This window comes from Humidesulfovibrio mexicanus (assembly GCF_900188225.1).
Lineage (GTDB): Bacteria > Desulfobacterota > Desulfovibrionia > Desulfovibrionales > Desulfovibrionaceae > Humidesulfovibrio > Humidesulfovibrio mexicanus.
In genome coordinates, this window is the sequence record NZ_FZOC01000012.1 from 12949 (window position 1) to 25413 (window position 12465).

Genomic DNA, 12465 nt, shown 5'->3' on the forward strand with positions numbered 1-12465 from the left:
GCTAGGACCGTCCGCCGGTCTTGCCGCCGCAGCGGGGGCACAGGCCGTAGAGGATCATGCTGTGCCGGGTGAGCACGAAGCCGTGCTCGGCCGCAAGGTGTTCCTGGCGGGTTTCGATCACCGGGTCGACGATCTCCACCTTTGCCCCGCAGTCCAGGCAGACGAGATGGTCGTGGTGCTCGTGGCCGTAGCTGTGCTCGTACAGCACCGGGCCGTCGCCCGCGGCAAGGTGGCTGGCGAGGCCGGAGTCCACCAGGAGCTTCAAGGTGCGGTACACCGTGGCCTGGCCGATGGCCGGATCCGCGCGGCGCACGCGCGCGCTCAGCTCGTCGCAGGAGAAGTGGCCTTCCGTGGCCAGAAAGGTCTCCACGATGACGGCCCGCTGGGGCGTCATGTTGAGGCCTTTCCTGCGCAGGTATTCCAGAAAGACTTCATGGGGGGGCTTCATCGTTCCTCCTCGGCCGGGCGAAGGTGGGGCTCTTGCTGGACCTGTCCGGCCCAGCGCACGATGACCAGGTCGGCCTGGTCGCGCCGGAGAAAGAGCCGCAGCCCTCCCCGGCTGGAGAGCACCACGCGATCCCCGGCGGTCATGCGGTAGCTGGAGGCCTTGGACACGTGGTCGAGCACCAGATGGTCGCCCACGGCGATGTCCAGGGCGGCGATGGCCTTGCGGGCGCGCTCTCCGCCCAGGATGCGCGTGACGACGAACTCCGCCCCGGCCTGGGCGTTGGCGAACTGGCATTCCAATTCGCCCATGCGGCCCAGGATCTTGGCGGCCATGCCTTCCGGCAGGCGCACGCGGCCCCGGCCCGTCACCCTGGCGACGTATTCCATGGGCGGCAGCGCGCGGACCATGGTGATGCGGTCGTCGTCCTTCAGGCCCAGGGCGGCCAGGGTCGCGGCCAGGCTTTCCCCGCCGGTGACGGCCTCGATGTGCCCGGATTCTCCCGGAGACAGCTCCGTGAGCGGGGCCATGCGGCCATCGTCCAGATGCACCACCACCTTGCCGCCCATGCCGCCGCCCAGAAGCACCTCGCCCTTGGGGCCGCGCAGGCGCACGGTGTTCAGGGCCACCTCTTCATCCAGACGCGTCACCGCGCTTCCGGGCTGTATGCCCATGCGCCCCAGCTGGATTTCCAGCCGTTCGTCGGCCACGCGCGTCACCGTGAGGGGCACGCCGCAGGGGGCATGGGCCAGATTCGCTTCCATGCATCGCTCCTAGGCTTGGGGTTGGGGTTCGCCCGTGTGGGCCTTCGCGCCGGTTGCGGATCCCCCGGAAAGGGCCGCATAGCCGAGAATGCCCAGTGTGCAGGCGTTGTGCAGAATTGCGGAGGTGACGGGAGAAAGCCTGCCCGCGGCGGCCAGCAGCATGACGGCGGAGTTCACCCCAACAGCCGTACGGAAGCTGTTGGTGAGCACGCGACGGGTGCGGGCGGCGATGTCCCGGGCGGTGACCAGGGCCAGGAGGTTGTCCTCCAGCAGCACGACCTGGGCGCTTTCGCGGGCCAGGTCCGCCCCGCCGGGCATACACACCCCAACATCGGCGGTAAGCAGGGCTGGCGCGTCGTTGACGCCATCACCAGCGAAGGCCAGTTTGCGGCCTTGGCTTTGCAACTCGCGCACGATGTCGGCCTTGTCCTCGGGCTTGAGCTCCCAGCGGATCTCGTCCACGTCAAAGCCCTTGAGCACGGCCAGGGCGGTTTCCCGGTGGTCGCCGGTGAGCACCACGATGCGCGTGATGCCGCGTGCGCGCAGCTTTTGCAGGGCCTCGGCCGCTTCCGGACGGGGTTCGTCGCGCAGGGCGATGAGCCCGGCCAGCCTGCCCGCCCTGGCCACGCACAGGAGGCTCTTGCCCTCGCCGCGCAGCAGCTTTCCGGGCGTGTCCGCGGCGGCGCAGTCCACGCCTTCATCGTCCTCCAGGAAGTGGCGGCTGCCCACAAGCACGCGGTCGCCGTCCACGAAGGCCGAAACCCCGTGGGCCACGATGAAGTCCACCTGGCTGATGGGCGGCAGCGCAAGGCCCCTTGCCTTGGCCTCGGCCACAACGGCGCGGGCAACCGGGTGGGAGTAGTGCTCCTCGGCCCCGGCGGCCAGGGCCAGCAGCTCCGGCCCGGTCAGCGCCGGGTCCAGGGGCAGCACGTCGGTGACGCGCAAATCCCCGCGCGTCAGTGTGCCGGTCTTGTCGAAGACCAGGGTGTCGATGGCGGCCAGGTTGTCCAGGGCCTGCCCGCCCTTCAGCAGCACGCCCCGGTGCCCGGCGGCGTGCATTCCGCTTTTTACGGCCACGGGCGCGGCCAGCTTGAGGGCGCAGGAGTAGTCCACGGTAAGCACGGCCGAGGCCCGGCGCACATCGCGCGTGAGCACGAAGAGCCCAAGGCCCAGGGCCAGGGTCACGGGAACCAGGCGGTCGGCCAGCTCGTCGGAGTGCTTCTGCGAGGCGGATTTGCTGCGCAGGGAGTTCTGCAGAAAGCGGCGGGTGCGGGCCATGCTTGTTTCCGAGCCCACGGTGCTGGCCGCGATCTTGAGGCGTCCGTCCTCCACCAGGGAGCCGGAGAGCACCTCGGTCCCAAGCTCCGCGTGCACGGGCAGGCTTTCCCCGGTGATGGAGCTGCGGTTCACCGCGGCCTCGCCGTCCACCACCACGCCGTCCACGGGGATCAGCTCGCCCGCGCCGCAGATGATCACATCCCCGATGCGCAGGTCCGCGAAGCTGATGCGCTCTTCGTGCGCATCGCGCTCCACCCACACGGACTCCACCTGTGGCCGCAGCAGGTCTTTCAGAAGCTGGTCGGACTTCTGCGTGGTCCATTGTTCCAGCCAGTTCCCCAGGCCCAGCATGGCCACGATGGCGCTGGCGGTGAAGGTGTCGCCGCGCAAGAGCGATGCGCCCACGGCCGCCGCGTCCAGCACCTCCACCTTCACGCCCTCGGAGAGCAGCGTGCCCATTCCCTGGGCGATGGTGGGCAGCCCCAAGGCCAAGCCCAGGGGCGCGGCCACGCTGCTTGGCAAGAACGGCGTGGCCGCCGCCGCCAGCCCCTGGCCCACCACCGTGGGCAGGGCCAGGGGCCGCGCGCGGCCATGTCCGGGCAGGAAGGCCTCCCCGGGGATGTCCTCCACCATGGCCAGCACGCGGGCGCGCACCGCTTCGCCCCCGTCGTGGCGCACCGTCACGCAGGAGGCGGCCGGGTTCACCCGTGCGTTGACCACGCCGGGAACCGCCTCCAACATGCCCTCCAGGAATCCGGTGTCCAGCGAGGGATCGGACAAGGCCGAGGTGCGCAGCCGCAGGCGTTTCGGGGTCTCGTGGACCACCTGCACCCGCCTGCGCCGCCCCGCGGGGGAGGCTACTGTGCGGTATCCGGACATTTCGCCGCCTTTTTGCTTGTGTAGAGGCTGTTGTGCCACAGGCTGAAGCCGATAAGCGCCACGCCGCTTGCCAGGTGCAGCGAGCGCGACAGCCCGCGCCTGCGCACCCCGGTCATGGCCGTGACGGTGAGCACGGCCATGCTGATCGTCATGGCGTCTTTGGCCAGCTTGCGCTGTTGGGCCATGCTCAGGCACGGTCCGGCCGCCTTGGCGGGAGGCTTGCCGCCCCCCCCGGCTGTGGCGGCGGCCTTGACGACGGCCGACTTTTTGCGCTCGGCCACGGCTAGCCCTCCCGGCTCAGTTCCGCCTTCACGTCCTCTATCTGTTCCTTGACTTCCTCGATGCCGCCCTGCACCGCGGCCCACACGCGCACCGCGCCGCCCACAAGCGCCTTCTGCACGGTGGGGTTGGTCAGCACCAGCGCCACGCCCGCGCCGAGGAGCAGGCCTTTCAGGTAGGCGGGCTGCGTGACGTTGAACCAGGAGGCCAGGCCCGTGCCCGGGGCGTCGGCCTGGACGCGCGAGGCGTCGGCCTGCTGGATGTGCTGCTGCAACGGGTACTGCTGCGCGTACTGGGGCTGCGCAAAGGCCGGATCGTACTGGGCCTGGGCATAGGCCTGCTGGGCGTACTGGGGCTGTTGGGCGTACTGGTATCCGGCCGCTCCGGAAGGAGGATAGGAACCGTAGGTCTGGTCGCTCATGTGGGGTCTCCTTTTGCGCCTGCGGAATTATTCGGTGATGAAGGCTTCAGCCTTGGGCGCGGCCTTGGGCTTGGCGGCCTTGGGCGCGGCCTTGGGCTTGGCGGCCTTGCGGACGGGCTTCGCCGCAGGCCTGGCGGCCGGATTGGACACGGCGGGAACGGCGGCTTTGGCAGCCGGGGTCGAAGCGGCCAGGGGCGCCGCAGGGGCCTTGCCGGTTTTCGCCAACACGCCGTCGATGACGGAATCGAGCAGGTACTTGGTGCCGACGGCCACGGTGGCAATGCCCGCCAGGCCGACCACGCCGCCCACGCGCAGGGCGGCCATGGCGGCCACGCCCACGCCGGAGGCGACGCCAGTCGTTCCGGCCTCGCGCAGGGAGCGCAGGGCGGCCTGGCTGGCGCTCATCTCGCCATTCTTGACCTTGCGGACGTTGGCCGCTGCCGCGGCGACGCCGCCAACCACGGCGCCGAAGAGCATGGCTCCGGCGGTTGCGGGGGAAACGGCGCGGGCTGTTTTGTTGTCATGGGACATGGCTAGGCCTCCTCGGTTTCGGGCGCGGCCGCGCCGGTTTCGTCAGCGGCCTTCTGGCCGAACATGGAGCCGACGACGCCCGCGAGGGCGTCCTTCACCGCGCCGTTGGTCAAAAGCAGCACGGCGGCAGCGCCGACGATGGCGCCCTTCCAGAAGTCCCCGCCGGAGGCCTGCAGGAAGCTCATGATGCGGCCGGGATCGGCGTCGCCCTTGAGCACGTCCTGCACCATGCCGTACATCTGGCCCATGTCCGGGCCGTTCTGCTGGCCGAACTGGTTCTTGTCGTGCAGCCGGTCCTCGGCGGATTTGGCGTCGTGGCCGCTTGCGCCGGAGGACTGGCCCATGGCGCCGCCCTGCTGGCCCATGAACTGGCCCTGAGGCTGGGAGCCCGCAAACTGGGGCTGATACTGCGGCTGGCCCATGAAGCCGCCCATGGGCGCGCCGTACTGCGACTGGCCCATGAAACCCTGCGCGGGCTGTTGCATGGGCTGCTGTGGCTGCTGTCCCATGGCGCCGTACTGGGGCTGGTATTGTGGCTGGCCATAGCCCTGCGGGGCCTGCATGGGCTGCTGATACGGCTGGCCCATGAAGCCGCCCATGGGCGCGCCGTATTGCGGCTGGCCCATGTACTGGGGCTGGAACTGGTGCTGGGGCTGCACGCCAGCGGGGCTGGCGGGCTGGCCCATGTACTGCTGCTGGCCCATCTGGCCCATTTGCCCCATTTGTCCCATGGCACCGTCCGCGCCCATGGCCTGGGCTTCGCCCTTCTGTTCGTCCTTGCTCATGTTCTCCTCCTGTGTGCAGTGGTGATTCCGAAATGTTCGCCTCAACGCGCGGCCTGGGCCGCCAGCGCCGTGAACTCCTCCACCAGGGCGGCCAGCCTCGGCCGGTCGCCGGTTGTGAGCGCCTCGTCCAGCTTGTCCGGGGGGATGACCACGGGGTCGTATTCGATGACCACCGAGCGGGCTGCGGCGTTCAGCCTCATGCCCCGAAAGCCGGGCACGCCGCGGCCGTCGCCGCTGGCGGCCAAAAGTGCCTTGGCCTCGGGCCGGGCCAGCAGGGCCAGGCTGAAACGGATGCGGATGCGGCCGGGCACGTGGTGGGCCACGGTCAGGCAGTCGCGCAGGGCGATGATGTCGCCGATGTTCATGCGTTCTCCTTGTTGGCTTCGCTTTGCGGCGGCAGGGCAGGGGGCGTGTGCTGGAAGCGCAGCAGGCGCGCGGAATTGGCCAGCACGCCGGCTGTGTGGATGATGTGCAGCATTCCGGCCGCCACGGGCGAAAGCAGCCCCAGGGCCCCCATGGCCGCGCCGCCGATGTTGGTGCTGGTGGCAAGCATGAAGTTCTGCCGCGCCACGGCCAGGGTCTGGCGCGAAAGCGCCTGCACGTAGTTGAGGCCCGTGAGGTCGTCGCCCACGAGCGCGATGTCCGCCGCTTCGATGGCGGCCTCGCTGCCGCCAACGCCCACGGCCACGCCCACGTCGGCCTCTGCGAGGGCCAGGGCGTCGTTGATGCCGTCGCCCACCATGAGTACGCGCGCGCCGTTCGCCCGCATGTCGCGCACGATGGCCGCCTTGTCCTCGGGCAGCAGGCCCGCGTGCACGCCGTCGATGCCGAGCCGCGCGGCCAGGGCCTGGGCCGCTCCGGCCTCGTCACCGGTGACGATCTCCACCCTGGCGGCGCCGCCTTTGCGCAGGCCGTGGAGCACGGCTTCGCTTTCGGGGCGGATGGTGTTGTCGAAGGCGAAGAGGCCGATGACCTCACCATCCCTGGCCATGGTCAGCACGGTGAGGCCACGGGCGCGCCAGCTTTGGGCCCTGGCCGCGCTTTGGCCCAGGTTCACGCCATGGCGTTCCATGAGCCTGCGGTTGCCCAGCAGCAGTTCGTTCTCGCCCACCTCGGCCCGCATTCCCATGCCCATGAAGTACTGGCACACGTGGTGCGGCGTGGCGGAAACCCCGCGCCTTTCGGCCTCGGCCTTCACGGCCTGGGCCAGAGGATGGTGGTTGTGCGCCTCCACCGAGACGGCCAGATGCAGCAGTTCGTCCTCGTCCACCCCGGCCAGGGGGAGAATGCGACAGAGCTCGGGCTGCATGGTGGTCAGGGTGCCGGTCTTGTCGAAGCACAGGGTGTCGAGTTTGCCGACTTCTTCCAGGTAGCGGCCGCCCTTGATGAGGATGCCGCGCGAGGCGGCGGCGCTCATGGCGGCGCTGACGGCGGTGCTGGCCGCCAGCACCGTGGCGCAGGGGCAGGCCATGACCAGCATCACCGTGAAGGCCCGCCACAGGCTGCCGGTCAACAGCAGGGTGCCGCCCGTGGCCCAGAAGCCGATGCGCACCATGCGTTGGGCCAGCTGGTCGGCCACGCCCTCTATGGGCGCGCGGTTTTCGATGGCGTCCTCCACCTGACGGAGCACCCGGGCCAGGTAGGTGCGGTCGCCCACCTCGTGGGCGCGCACGTTGACCACGCCCTCGCGCACGAAGGTTCCCGCAAGCACCCGGTCGCCTGCGGCCTTGAGCACGCTGTCGGCCCGGCCGGTGATGGGCGACTCGTCCAGCAGGGCCTGCCCGTGGACGATGACCCCGTCCACGCAGACCTTTTCGCCCGTGTGCAGCACCACCACGTCGCCGGGGACCAGGGAGTCCACCTCGGCCTCCACCTCCACCCCCTCCACCAGGATGAAGGTGTGGTGCGCGCTTTGCCGCAGAATGCCCGCTATGGAGCGCCGGGAGCGTTCCGTTACCCAGGCCGAGAGCAGGTCCGCGCCGGACTGCACCCAGAGGATTTCCATGGCGGTGAGGGCCTCTCCTGCGGCCACGGCGGCCACCACGCCCGCGCCCAGGAAACTTTCCAGGGTGACCTTGCGGCGGCGTAACTGCCGGGCGGCCTTGCGCAAAAGGGGCAGGCTCGCGGCCAGGGCGGCCAGGCCCAGCGGGCTGAACAGGCTGGCGCTTGTGGCCACGCCAAGCACGGTCGAGCGGAAGAACACCACGCCCATTACCGCGCTGCTGGCCACAAAGCGCCGCAGCGCGGGGCGCACGGGGTCGCAGCCTTTTTTCGTGGCGGCGCAGGCGCAGGCCGGGGTGTCGCAGGCCCCGCAGGATGCCCCCGCAGCGGCCGGAGCGCACAGGGGGGTGCGGCACAGGGGCTGGCCGGGCAGGGGGCGGGTCTGGCGCGGCAGGCAGGCCAGGGCCTCGGCCAGCAGCGCCTGCGCCGGAAGCAGCTCGGCATCGTGCAGGACCACGAGGCTGCCGCAGGCCAGGTTCAGGCGCAGGCCGTGCATTCCGGCCAGGCCGTTCAGCCGTCCGGAAAGCAGCTCGCCCAGGCCGGGATTGCGTTTGAGGGCCGGGCCGCCCAAACGGGTGCGACCGGGCAGCGTGTGCAGGATGGTAAGCGGATGTTTTGCCATTGTTCTACATTACCTTATTGAAGGATGTCTGCAATGTGTGGTGTTGACTGTCGTTCTCCATCGTGAAGGCCGATTTCGTTTTCATTGGCGTCTCAACGTCATAGGGGAACCAGGTTGAAGCGCAGCCCGCTCAGGTCCTGCATGAATTCCTCGCCGCATTCCTGGGCCATCTCGTTTTGGGCATGGTAGCGCCAGTTCACCTCGACGGACCGGCCATTGGCGGCTTCCTGGTCCAGCATGTCGAAGAGGTCCATGAAGGTCTTGGAGGTGGAGCTGTTGAAGTAGCCGACCTCCATGTCCAGGGTCAGGCGCTGCGCCCGCTGCTCCCGGAGGTACTCCTCCAGCCAGGCCAGCGCAGGGCCGTAAAAGCGCTGGCAGTTTTCCGGGTACGACTCGCCGTGGATGGCAAGGCGTCCGGTATCGGGGTCGAAATCGATGCGTGGCGAGGACTTCGTGCCCTCTATGGTGAGGCGTGTCATGCGCGTGCGGACCTCCTAGGCCACGACCTTCATGGCGAAGAAGGACGTGTCCGTGTCCAGTGGGGTGATACGAAAATCGAGGGGCCGTGCGGATTGCCTCGCCATTTCGATGAGGCCCAGGCCCGCCCCGAGGGAGCCTTGCGGGGCTTGCGCCCGGCGCATGGCGCGGTAGTGGTCCTTCAGGGCCGGTCCGCTCAGCCCCCGGATGTGCTCGATGCGCCGGGCCAGTTCGGCGCATTCGCCGCTGCGCACGCGGTTGCCGCAAGCCACGAAGAACCGGCCGTCCTCCTCGCGCCCGACCACCACCTGACCGTGGGCCAGGGCGTCCCGGTCCCGACCGCTGGCGCGATCGGCGGAGTAGCGCACGATGTTCTGCATCTGCTCCACCAGGATGGCGAAGACCTTCTGCATCATGGCCATGCCTGCGTCCTCGGCGCGCATCTTTTCGCGCATCAGCTCGGCCATGCCCTCCACCACGGGCTGGGACACGGGGCCGTTGAAGTAGAGGATGACGCCGCTTTTGCGCAGGTTTTCGTAGTAGTCGAACAATTCGCCCGTCATTGCGCGCTCCTTGCGTGGATTTCAAAGGCCAGGGCGGTGATGTCGTCGCGCTGCGTCTCGGCCCCGCGGTATGCGTCGAACCGGTCCAGAAGGGTTTGTCCCAGGTCCGCAAGCGGGGTGCGCGCGCCTTCGGCCAAAAGGTCCATGAGCCTTCTGCGCCCGAAGGGAAGGCGGTCCGCGCCGCCGGGTTGGTCCACAAGCCCATCGGTGGTCATGCAGTAGCGGGCGTTCGGCTCAAGGGGCATGTCCACGTCATTGAAGCGGGCTTCCCGCGGGGTGCGCACATAGCCTGCGCCGCGCGGCGTGCCCTTCACCACGCGCGTTGCTCCCCCGGTGGCGATGTAGAGCGCGCCCCTGGCCCCGGCGAAGGTCAGCCGTCCGGCGGCAAGGTCCACGCGGCACAGGGAACAGTCCATGCCGTCGTCGGACAGGGCGTCGGCTCCGGTCTGCCCAAGGGCTTCCTTGATGAGGCGGTTGACCCGCGAGAGCAGCGCTCCGGGGCTTGCCTCCGCGCCGGATTCCTCCTCTGCGCGGGCCGCGCGATCGAAGAGCGCGTGCACGATGAGGGTCAAGAAGGCTCCGGGGACGCCGTGGCCCGTGCAGTCTATGACCGCAAGCCAGAAGCCGCCGGGAAAGGAGCGGGCCCAGCAGGCGTCGCCGCCAACGGCCCCCAACTGCCGCAGGGCAAGAACGTGCGTGGCTCCGCCAGGGCCAGCGGCCTCTTCCAGCACGGCGGCGATGTCCGCCTGGCCGGGCAGAAAGGCGCGCTGGATCTGGCTTGCGTATTCGATGCTTTCCCCTATCTGGCGCTGGGCGTCAGCCAATTCCGCCACCGCCCCGGCCAGGCGTTCCTCGCGATTCTTGAGAGCGTAGCCCATCCAATGCAGATTGCGCTTGAGGCGCTGGAAGTCGTGTTCTTCGCCGCGTTCCGGGGGCAGGTCGTCCAGGGCGAAGTCTCCCTGCTTGAGGCGCTGGCACTGCCGGTTCAGGCTGCGGATGCTGCGCAGGGCCAGCACGTGGCTGGAAAATGCGGAAAGCGGGGCGAGCAGGATGAGCATGGCCGCCAGGAACAGCACCAGGGCCGAGGTCGCGGCTTCGCGCCCGGACCCGTGAAGGGCGAGCAGGAAGCCGAGCGGCGCCGCCACTCCGAGCAGCAGCAGCGTGGCCGTGACCTTGCGGCGCACAGGCATCTCGGCCAGGGCGTCCAGAAGGCGGTCGGCCGGGGTGGGCCGGGCGCGCATGTCCATGGCCGGAGACGCTTGATCCATGGGGCGGGACGGCTTCATCAGGCGGCTCCCTCGCACAGCTCCACGCGGTTTCTCCCCGCGTTCTTCGCGGCATAGAGTGCGGCGTCGGCCCGGCGGATGAGGTGTTCGAGGCTGTCCTGGGCGCAGGGGCTTATGGCCACGCCGAGACTCACCGTGAGGCAAAAGCAGTCCCCGGACGGGCAGCGCAGGCACGTTTCGCGGATGGTCGAGCGGATGCGTTCGGCCACGGCGGTTGCGGCGGCGCGCTCCGCGCCGGGCAGCAGCACGACGAACTCCTCGCCGCCCAGCCGCGCGGGGAGGTCGGCCTCGCGCACGCTGTCCGAGAGCACCCTGGCCAGGCAGCGCAGGGCCTCGTCCCCGACCTGGTGGCCGTGGGTGTCGTTCACGCGCTTGAAGTGGTCGGCGTCGACCATGATGATGGATGCGGGCTGGCGTTCGCGCCGCACGCGGGCCAGCTCGCGCTGGGCCATGTCCATGAAGTAGCCGCGGTTCCACAGTCCGGTGAGGCTGTCGGTGCGGGCCAGACGGTAAATTTCTTCCATCATCCTGCGGCGCTCGGTGACATCGGCCACCACGACCACCATTCCCGGTCCTTCGGCGTCCGCGCCGCCTTCGGGCAGAATGCTGGCGCTCAACTCCGCCCAGAAACGCGTGCCGTCGGGCCGGAGTATCTCCGCCGGAAAGCCCCGAACCCTGCCCGTTTCGGCAAGGCGCTGGGCAAAGCCCTCGCGTTCCGCTGGGCTGGCGAAAAGCGCGCCCACGCGCATTCCCTCCGCAAGCGGCGCCATGTCCGCCGTGCGGCCCAGCATGGAATCCAGGGCCGGGTTGGCTTCCACCAGCACGGCATCGGCGGCGGCGCCGCGCGCGCGAAAAATGCCCTCCACCACGTTTTCAAAGATGCCCCGATAGCGTTCCTCGCTCGCGGCCAGGCGGTGGTTCAAATCATTCAGGGTGCGCTGCATCCGGTCGCCCATGCCGGCCATGCGGCGCGCATGGCGGAAGAGCCGTGCGTATTCCTGCACCAGCTCGGCGCGTATTCCCTGCGCCGCGCTCCCTTCCTGCCGGATGAGCAGATCGTGCTGGGCTTTTCGCAGAAAATTTTCTTCGCGGAAAAAAACGTCGTTGGCCACCGCATGTCCTTTGCTTCCGTCGTTGGCCTGTGTATAATTGAAAATGATGTTCAAAGTCAATGATGATTTTTGTGTTGAATGCCGCGGAACTGGCCCGGCGAGGCCGGTCTGAAGCGAGTGCTGAAGCCGGTTTCTGCGCATTCGGCAGGAGAGCGGATCGTTTTGGGGTATTTTTGCTCCTGCTTGGGGCAGAGTTCGGTTTTCGGTTGGGGTAAGTCTTGATATTGAAATTCGTCCTCATAAAGGATAGGCGGGGGCCGGAAGGCCCTTTCCTCAAGGAGCAGCTCATGTTGTCAGAAATACTTCCGTTGCTCTCCAAGGCGACGCTTGTGGCGCAGGTGATCCTGGCTTTCCTTGTGTGCATGTCGCTGGTCAGCTGGGCTATCATGATCGCCAAGTGGCGCGAGCTGACCCGCGCCAAACGCGACATGGAGGGCGGCGTGGCCACGCTGTTGTCCAGCGCGCCGCTTCCCGACGCCATGCGCGCCATTAATCAGGCCCGGTTGCCCATGACCCGGCGCATGACGGTCCTGTGGATCCGCGAGTACGACCGCCTTGCGCGCAACAACGAGTTCGAGCACCTGCTGGCCGACAACATGCGCCGGGTGTTGCGGCACGGAGTGGCCGAGGAGCTGCGCGGCATGGCCAGGCTGCTGCCCATTCTGGCGACAACGGCCAATACCGCGCCCTTCATCGGCCTTTTTGGCACGGTGTGGGGCATCATGCATTCCTTTCACGCCATCGGGCAGATGAAGACCGCCGCGCTGGCCACCGTGGCCCCCGGCATCTCCGAGGCGCTCATCGCCACTGCGGTGGGCTTGGCCGTGGCCATTCCCGCCACCGCCGGGTACAACATCTTCCAGGGGATGCTGGGGAGTTTGGAAGGACAGTGCGTGAGTTTCGCCGGGCTCTTCCTGAACCGCCTGCGCGAGGAGGGGAGCGCGTCTGGCCCGTGCGCCGAGAGCAGCGCCAGCACGGCGCAGCCCAAGGTGAGCCTGCGCACCGCGGTGGCGGGGCAGTAG

14 protein-coding genes are annotated in these 12465 nt (G+C 68.8%); 1 reads left to right on the forward strand and 13 read right to left on the reverse strand.

Annotated elements, in window-relative coordinates; all coding sequences use genetic code 11:
• Nucleotide 1: 1 nt before the first annotated feature.
• From CHB73_RS16145 to CHB73_RS16205, 13 genes are all read right to left on the reverse strand, one after another.
• Nucleotides 2-448, reverse strand: coding sequence for a Fur family transcriptional regulator (locus CHB73_RS16145; protein ID WP_089275639.1), 447 nt, complete (start codon nucleotides 446-448; stop codon nucleotides 2-4).
• The gene (locus CHB73_RS16150) at nucleotides 445-1209 is read right to left on the reverse strand and encodes a FeoA domain-containing protein (protein WP_089275640.1); all 765 of its coding nucleotides are present in this window, start codon (nucleotides 1207-1209) and stop codon (nucleotides 445-447) included. The genes CHB73_RS16145 and CHB73_RS16150 overlap by 4 nt, the downstream gene beginning before the upstream one ends.
• A gap of 9 nt (nucleotides 1210-1218) precedes the next feature.
• Entirely contained in the window at nucleotides 1219-3366 is a 2148-nt protein-coding gene (locus CHB73_RS16155) for a heavy metal translocating P-type ATPase (RefSeq protein WP_089275641.1), read from the reverse strand.
• The gene (locus CHB73_RS16160) at nucleotides 3345-3647 is read right to left on the reverse strand and encodes a hypothetical protein (RefSeq protein WP_218819455.1); all 303 of its coding nucleotides are present in this window, start codon (nucleotides 3645-3647) and stop codon (nucleotides 3345-3347) included. The genes CHB73_RS16155 and CHB73_RS16160 overlap by 22 nt, the downstream gene beginning before the upstream one ends.
• A 2-nt stretch (nucleotides 3648-3649) precedes the next feature.
• Nucleotides 3650-4066 (reverse strand): YtxH domain-containing protein, encoded by a 417-nt coding sequence (locus CHB73_RS16950; RefSeq protein ID WP_179217103.1) that lies wholly within the window; start codon nucleotides 4064-4066, stop codon nucleotides 3650-3652.
• Between the two features lie 27 nt (nucleotides 4067-4093).
• On the reverse strand, nucleotides 4094-4597 hold the full coding sequence (locus CHB73_RS16955) for a magnetosome protein MamC (protein ID WP_089275642.1): 504 nt from the start codon (nucleotides 4595-4597) through the stop codon (nucleotides 4094-4096).
• Between the two features lie 2 nt (nucleotides 4598-4599).
• Entirely contained in the window at nucleotides 4600-5382 is a 783-nt protein-coding gene (locus tag CHB73_RS16175) for a hypothetical protein (protein ID WP_089275643.1), read from the reverse strand.
• 41 nt (nucleotides 5383-5423) lie between these two features.
• A complete protein-coding gene (locus CHB73_RS16180; RefSeq protein ID WP_089275644.1) occupies nucleotides 5424-5747 on the reverse strand; it encodes a hypothetical protein in 324 nt (107 codons plus the stop codon).
• Entirely contained in the window at nucleotides 5744-8005 is a 2262-nt protein-coding gene (locus CHB73_RS16185) for a heavy metal translocating P-type ATPase (protein ID WP_089275645.1), read from the reverse strand. Before CHB73_RS16185 ends, CHB73_RS16180 begins: the two co-directional genes overlap by 4 nt.
• 98 nt (nucleotides 8006-8103) lie before the next feature.
• A complete protein-coding gene (locus CHB73_RS16190) occupies nucleotides 8104-8484 on the reverse strand; it encodes a DUF1987 domain-containing protein (protein WP_089275646.1) in 381 nt (126 codons plus the stop codon).
• A gap of 15 nt (nucleotides 8485-8499) precedes the next feature.
• Nucleotides 8500-9045 carry a SiaB family protein kinase gene (locus CHB73_RS16195; RefSeq protein ID WP_089275647.1) on the reverse strand — a complete coding sequence of 182 codons (546 nt, stop codon included), beginning with the start codon at nucleotides 9043-9045 and terminating at the stop codon, nucleotides 8500-8502.
• On the reverse strand, nucleotides 9042-10331 hold the full coding sequence (locus CHB73_RS16200; RefSeq protein ID WP_089275648.1) for a PP2C family protein-serine/threonine phosphatase: 1290 nt from the start codon (nucleotides 10329-10331) through the stop codon (nucleotides 9042-9044). The genes CHB73_RS16195 and CHB73_RS16200 overlap by 4 nt, the downstream gene beginning before the upstream one ends.
• Nucleotides 10331-11443 carry a GGDEF domain-containing protein gene (locus CHB73_RS16205; protein ID WP_179217104.1) on the reverse strand — a complete coding sequence of 371 codons (1113 nt, stop codon included), beginning with the start codon at nucleotides 11441-11443 and terminating at the stop codon, nucleotides 10331-10333. Before CHB73_RS16205 ends, CHB73_RS16200 begins: the two co-directional genes overlap by 1 nt.
• A 287-nt stretch (nucleotides 11444-11730) precedes the next feature.
• Between CHB73_RS16205 and CHB73_RS16210 the strand changes: the two genes are divergently transcribed.
• Nucleotides 11731-12465: a MotA/TolQ/ExbB proton channel family protein gene (locus CHB73_RS16210; RefSeq protein ID WP_089275650.1), complete on the forward strand. Its 735-nt coding sequence runs from the start codon at nucleotides 11731-11733 to the stop codon at nucleotides 12463-12465.

Excerpts from the sequence above, each read along its gene's own strand:
- CHB73_RS16155 (WP_089275641.1), bottom strand. The coding sequence starts at position 3,366 with ATGTCCGGATACCGCACAGTAGCCTCCCCCGCGGGGCGGCGCAGGCGG.
- CHB73_RS16955 (WP_089275642.1), bottom strand. The coding sequence starts at position 4,597 with ATGTCCCATGACAACAAAACAGCCCGCGCCGTTTCCCCCGCAACCGCC.
- CHB73_RS16175 (WP_089275643.1), bottom strand. The coding sequence starts at position 5,382 with ATGAGCAAGGACGAACAGAAGGGCGAAGCCCAGGCCATGGGCGCGGAC.
- CHB73_RS16195 (WP_089275647.1), bottom strand. The coding sequence starts at position 9,045 with ATGACGGGCGAATTGTTCGACTACTACGAAAACCTGCGCAAAAGCGGC.
- CHB73_RS16150 (WP_089275640.1), bottom strand. The coding sequence starts at position 1,209 with ATGGAAGCGAATCTGGCCCATGCCCCCTGCGGCGTGCCCCTCACGGTG.
- CHB73_RS16180 (WP_089275644.1), bottom strand. The coding sequence starts at position 5,747 with ATGAACATCGGCGACATCATCGCCCTGCGCGACTGCCTGACCGTGGCC.
- CHB73_RS16185 (WP_089275645.1), bottom strand. The coding sequence starts at position 8,005 with ATGGCAAAACATCCGCTTACCATCCTGCACACGCTGCCCGGTCGCACC.
- CHB73_RS16950 (WP_179217103.1), bottom strand. The coding sequence starts at position 4,066 with ATGAGCGACCAGACCTACGGTTCCTATCCTCCTTCCGGAGCGGCCGGA.
- CHB73_RS16145 (WP_089275639.1), bottom strand. The coding sequence starts at position 448 with ATGAAGCCCCCCCATGAAGTCTTTCTGGAATACCTGCGCAGGAAAGGC.
- CHB73_RS16200 (WP_089275648.1), bottom strand. The coding sequence starts at position 10,331 with ATGAAGCCGTCCCGCCCCATGGATCAAGCGTCTCCGGCCATGGACATG.
- CHB73_RS16210 (WP_089275650.1), top strand. The coding sequence starts at position 11,731 with ATGTTGTCAGAAATACTTCCGTTGCTCTCCAAGGCGACGCTTGTGGCG.
- CHB73_RS16190 (WP_089275646.1), bottom strand. The coding sequence starts at position 8,484 with ATGACACGCCTCACCATAGAGGGCACGAAGTCCTCGCCACGCATCGAT.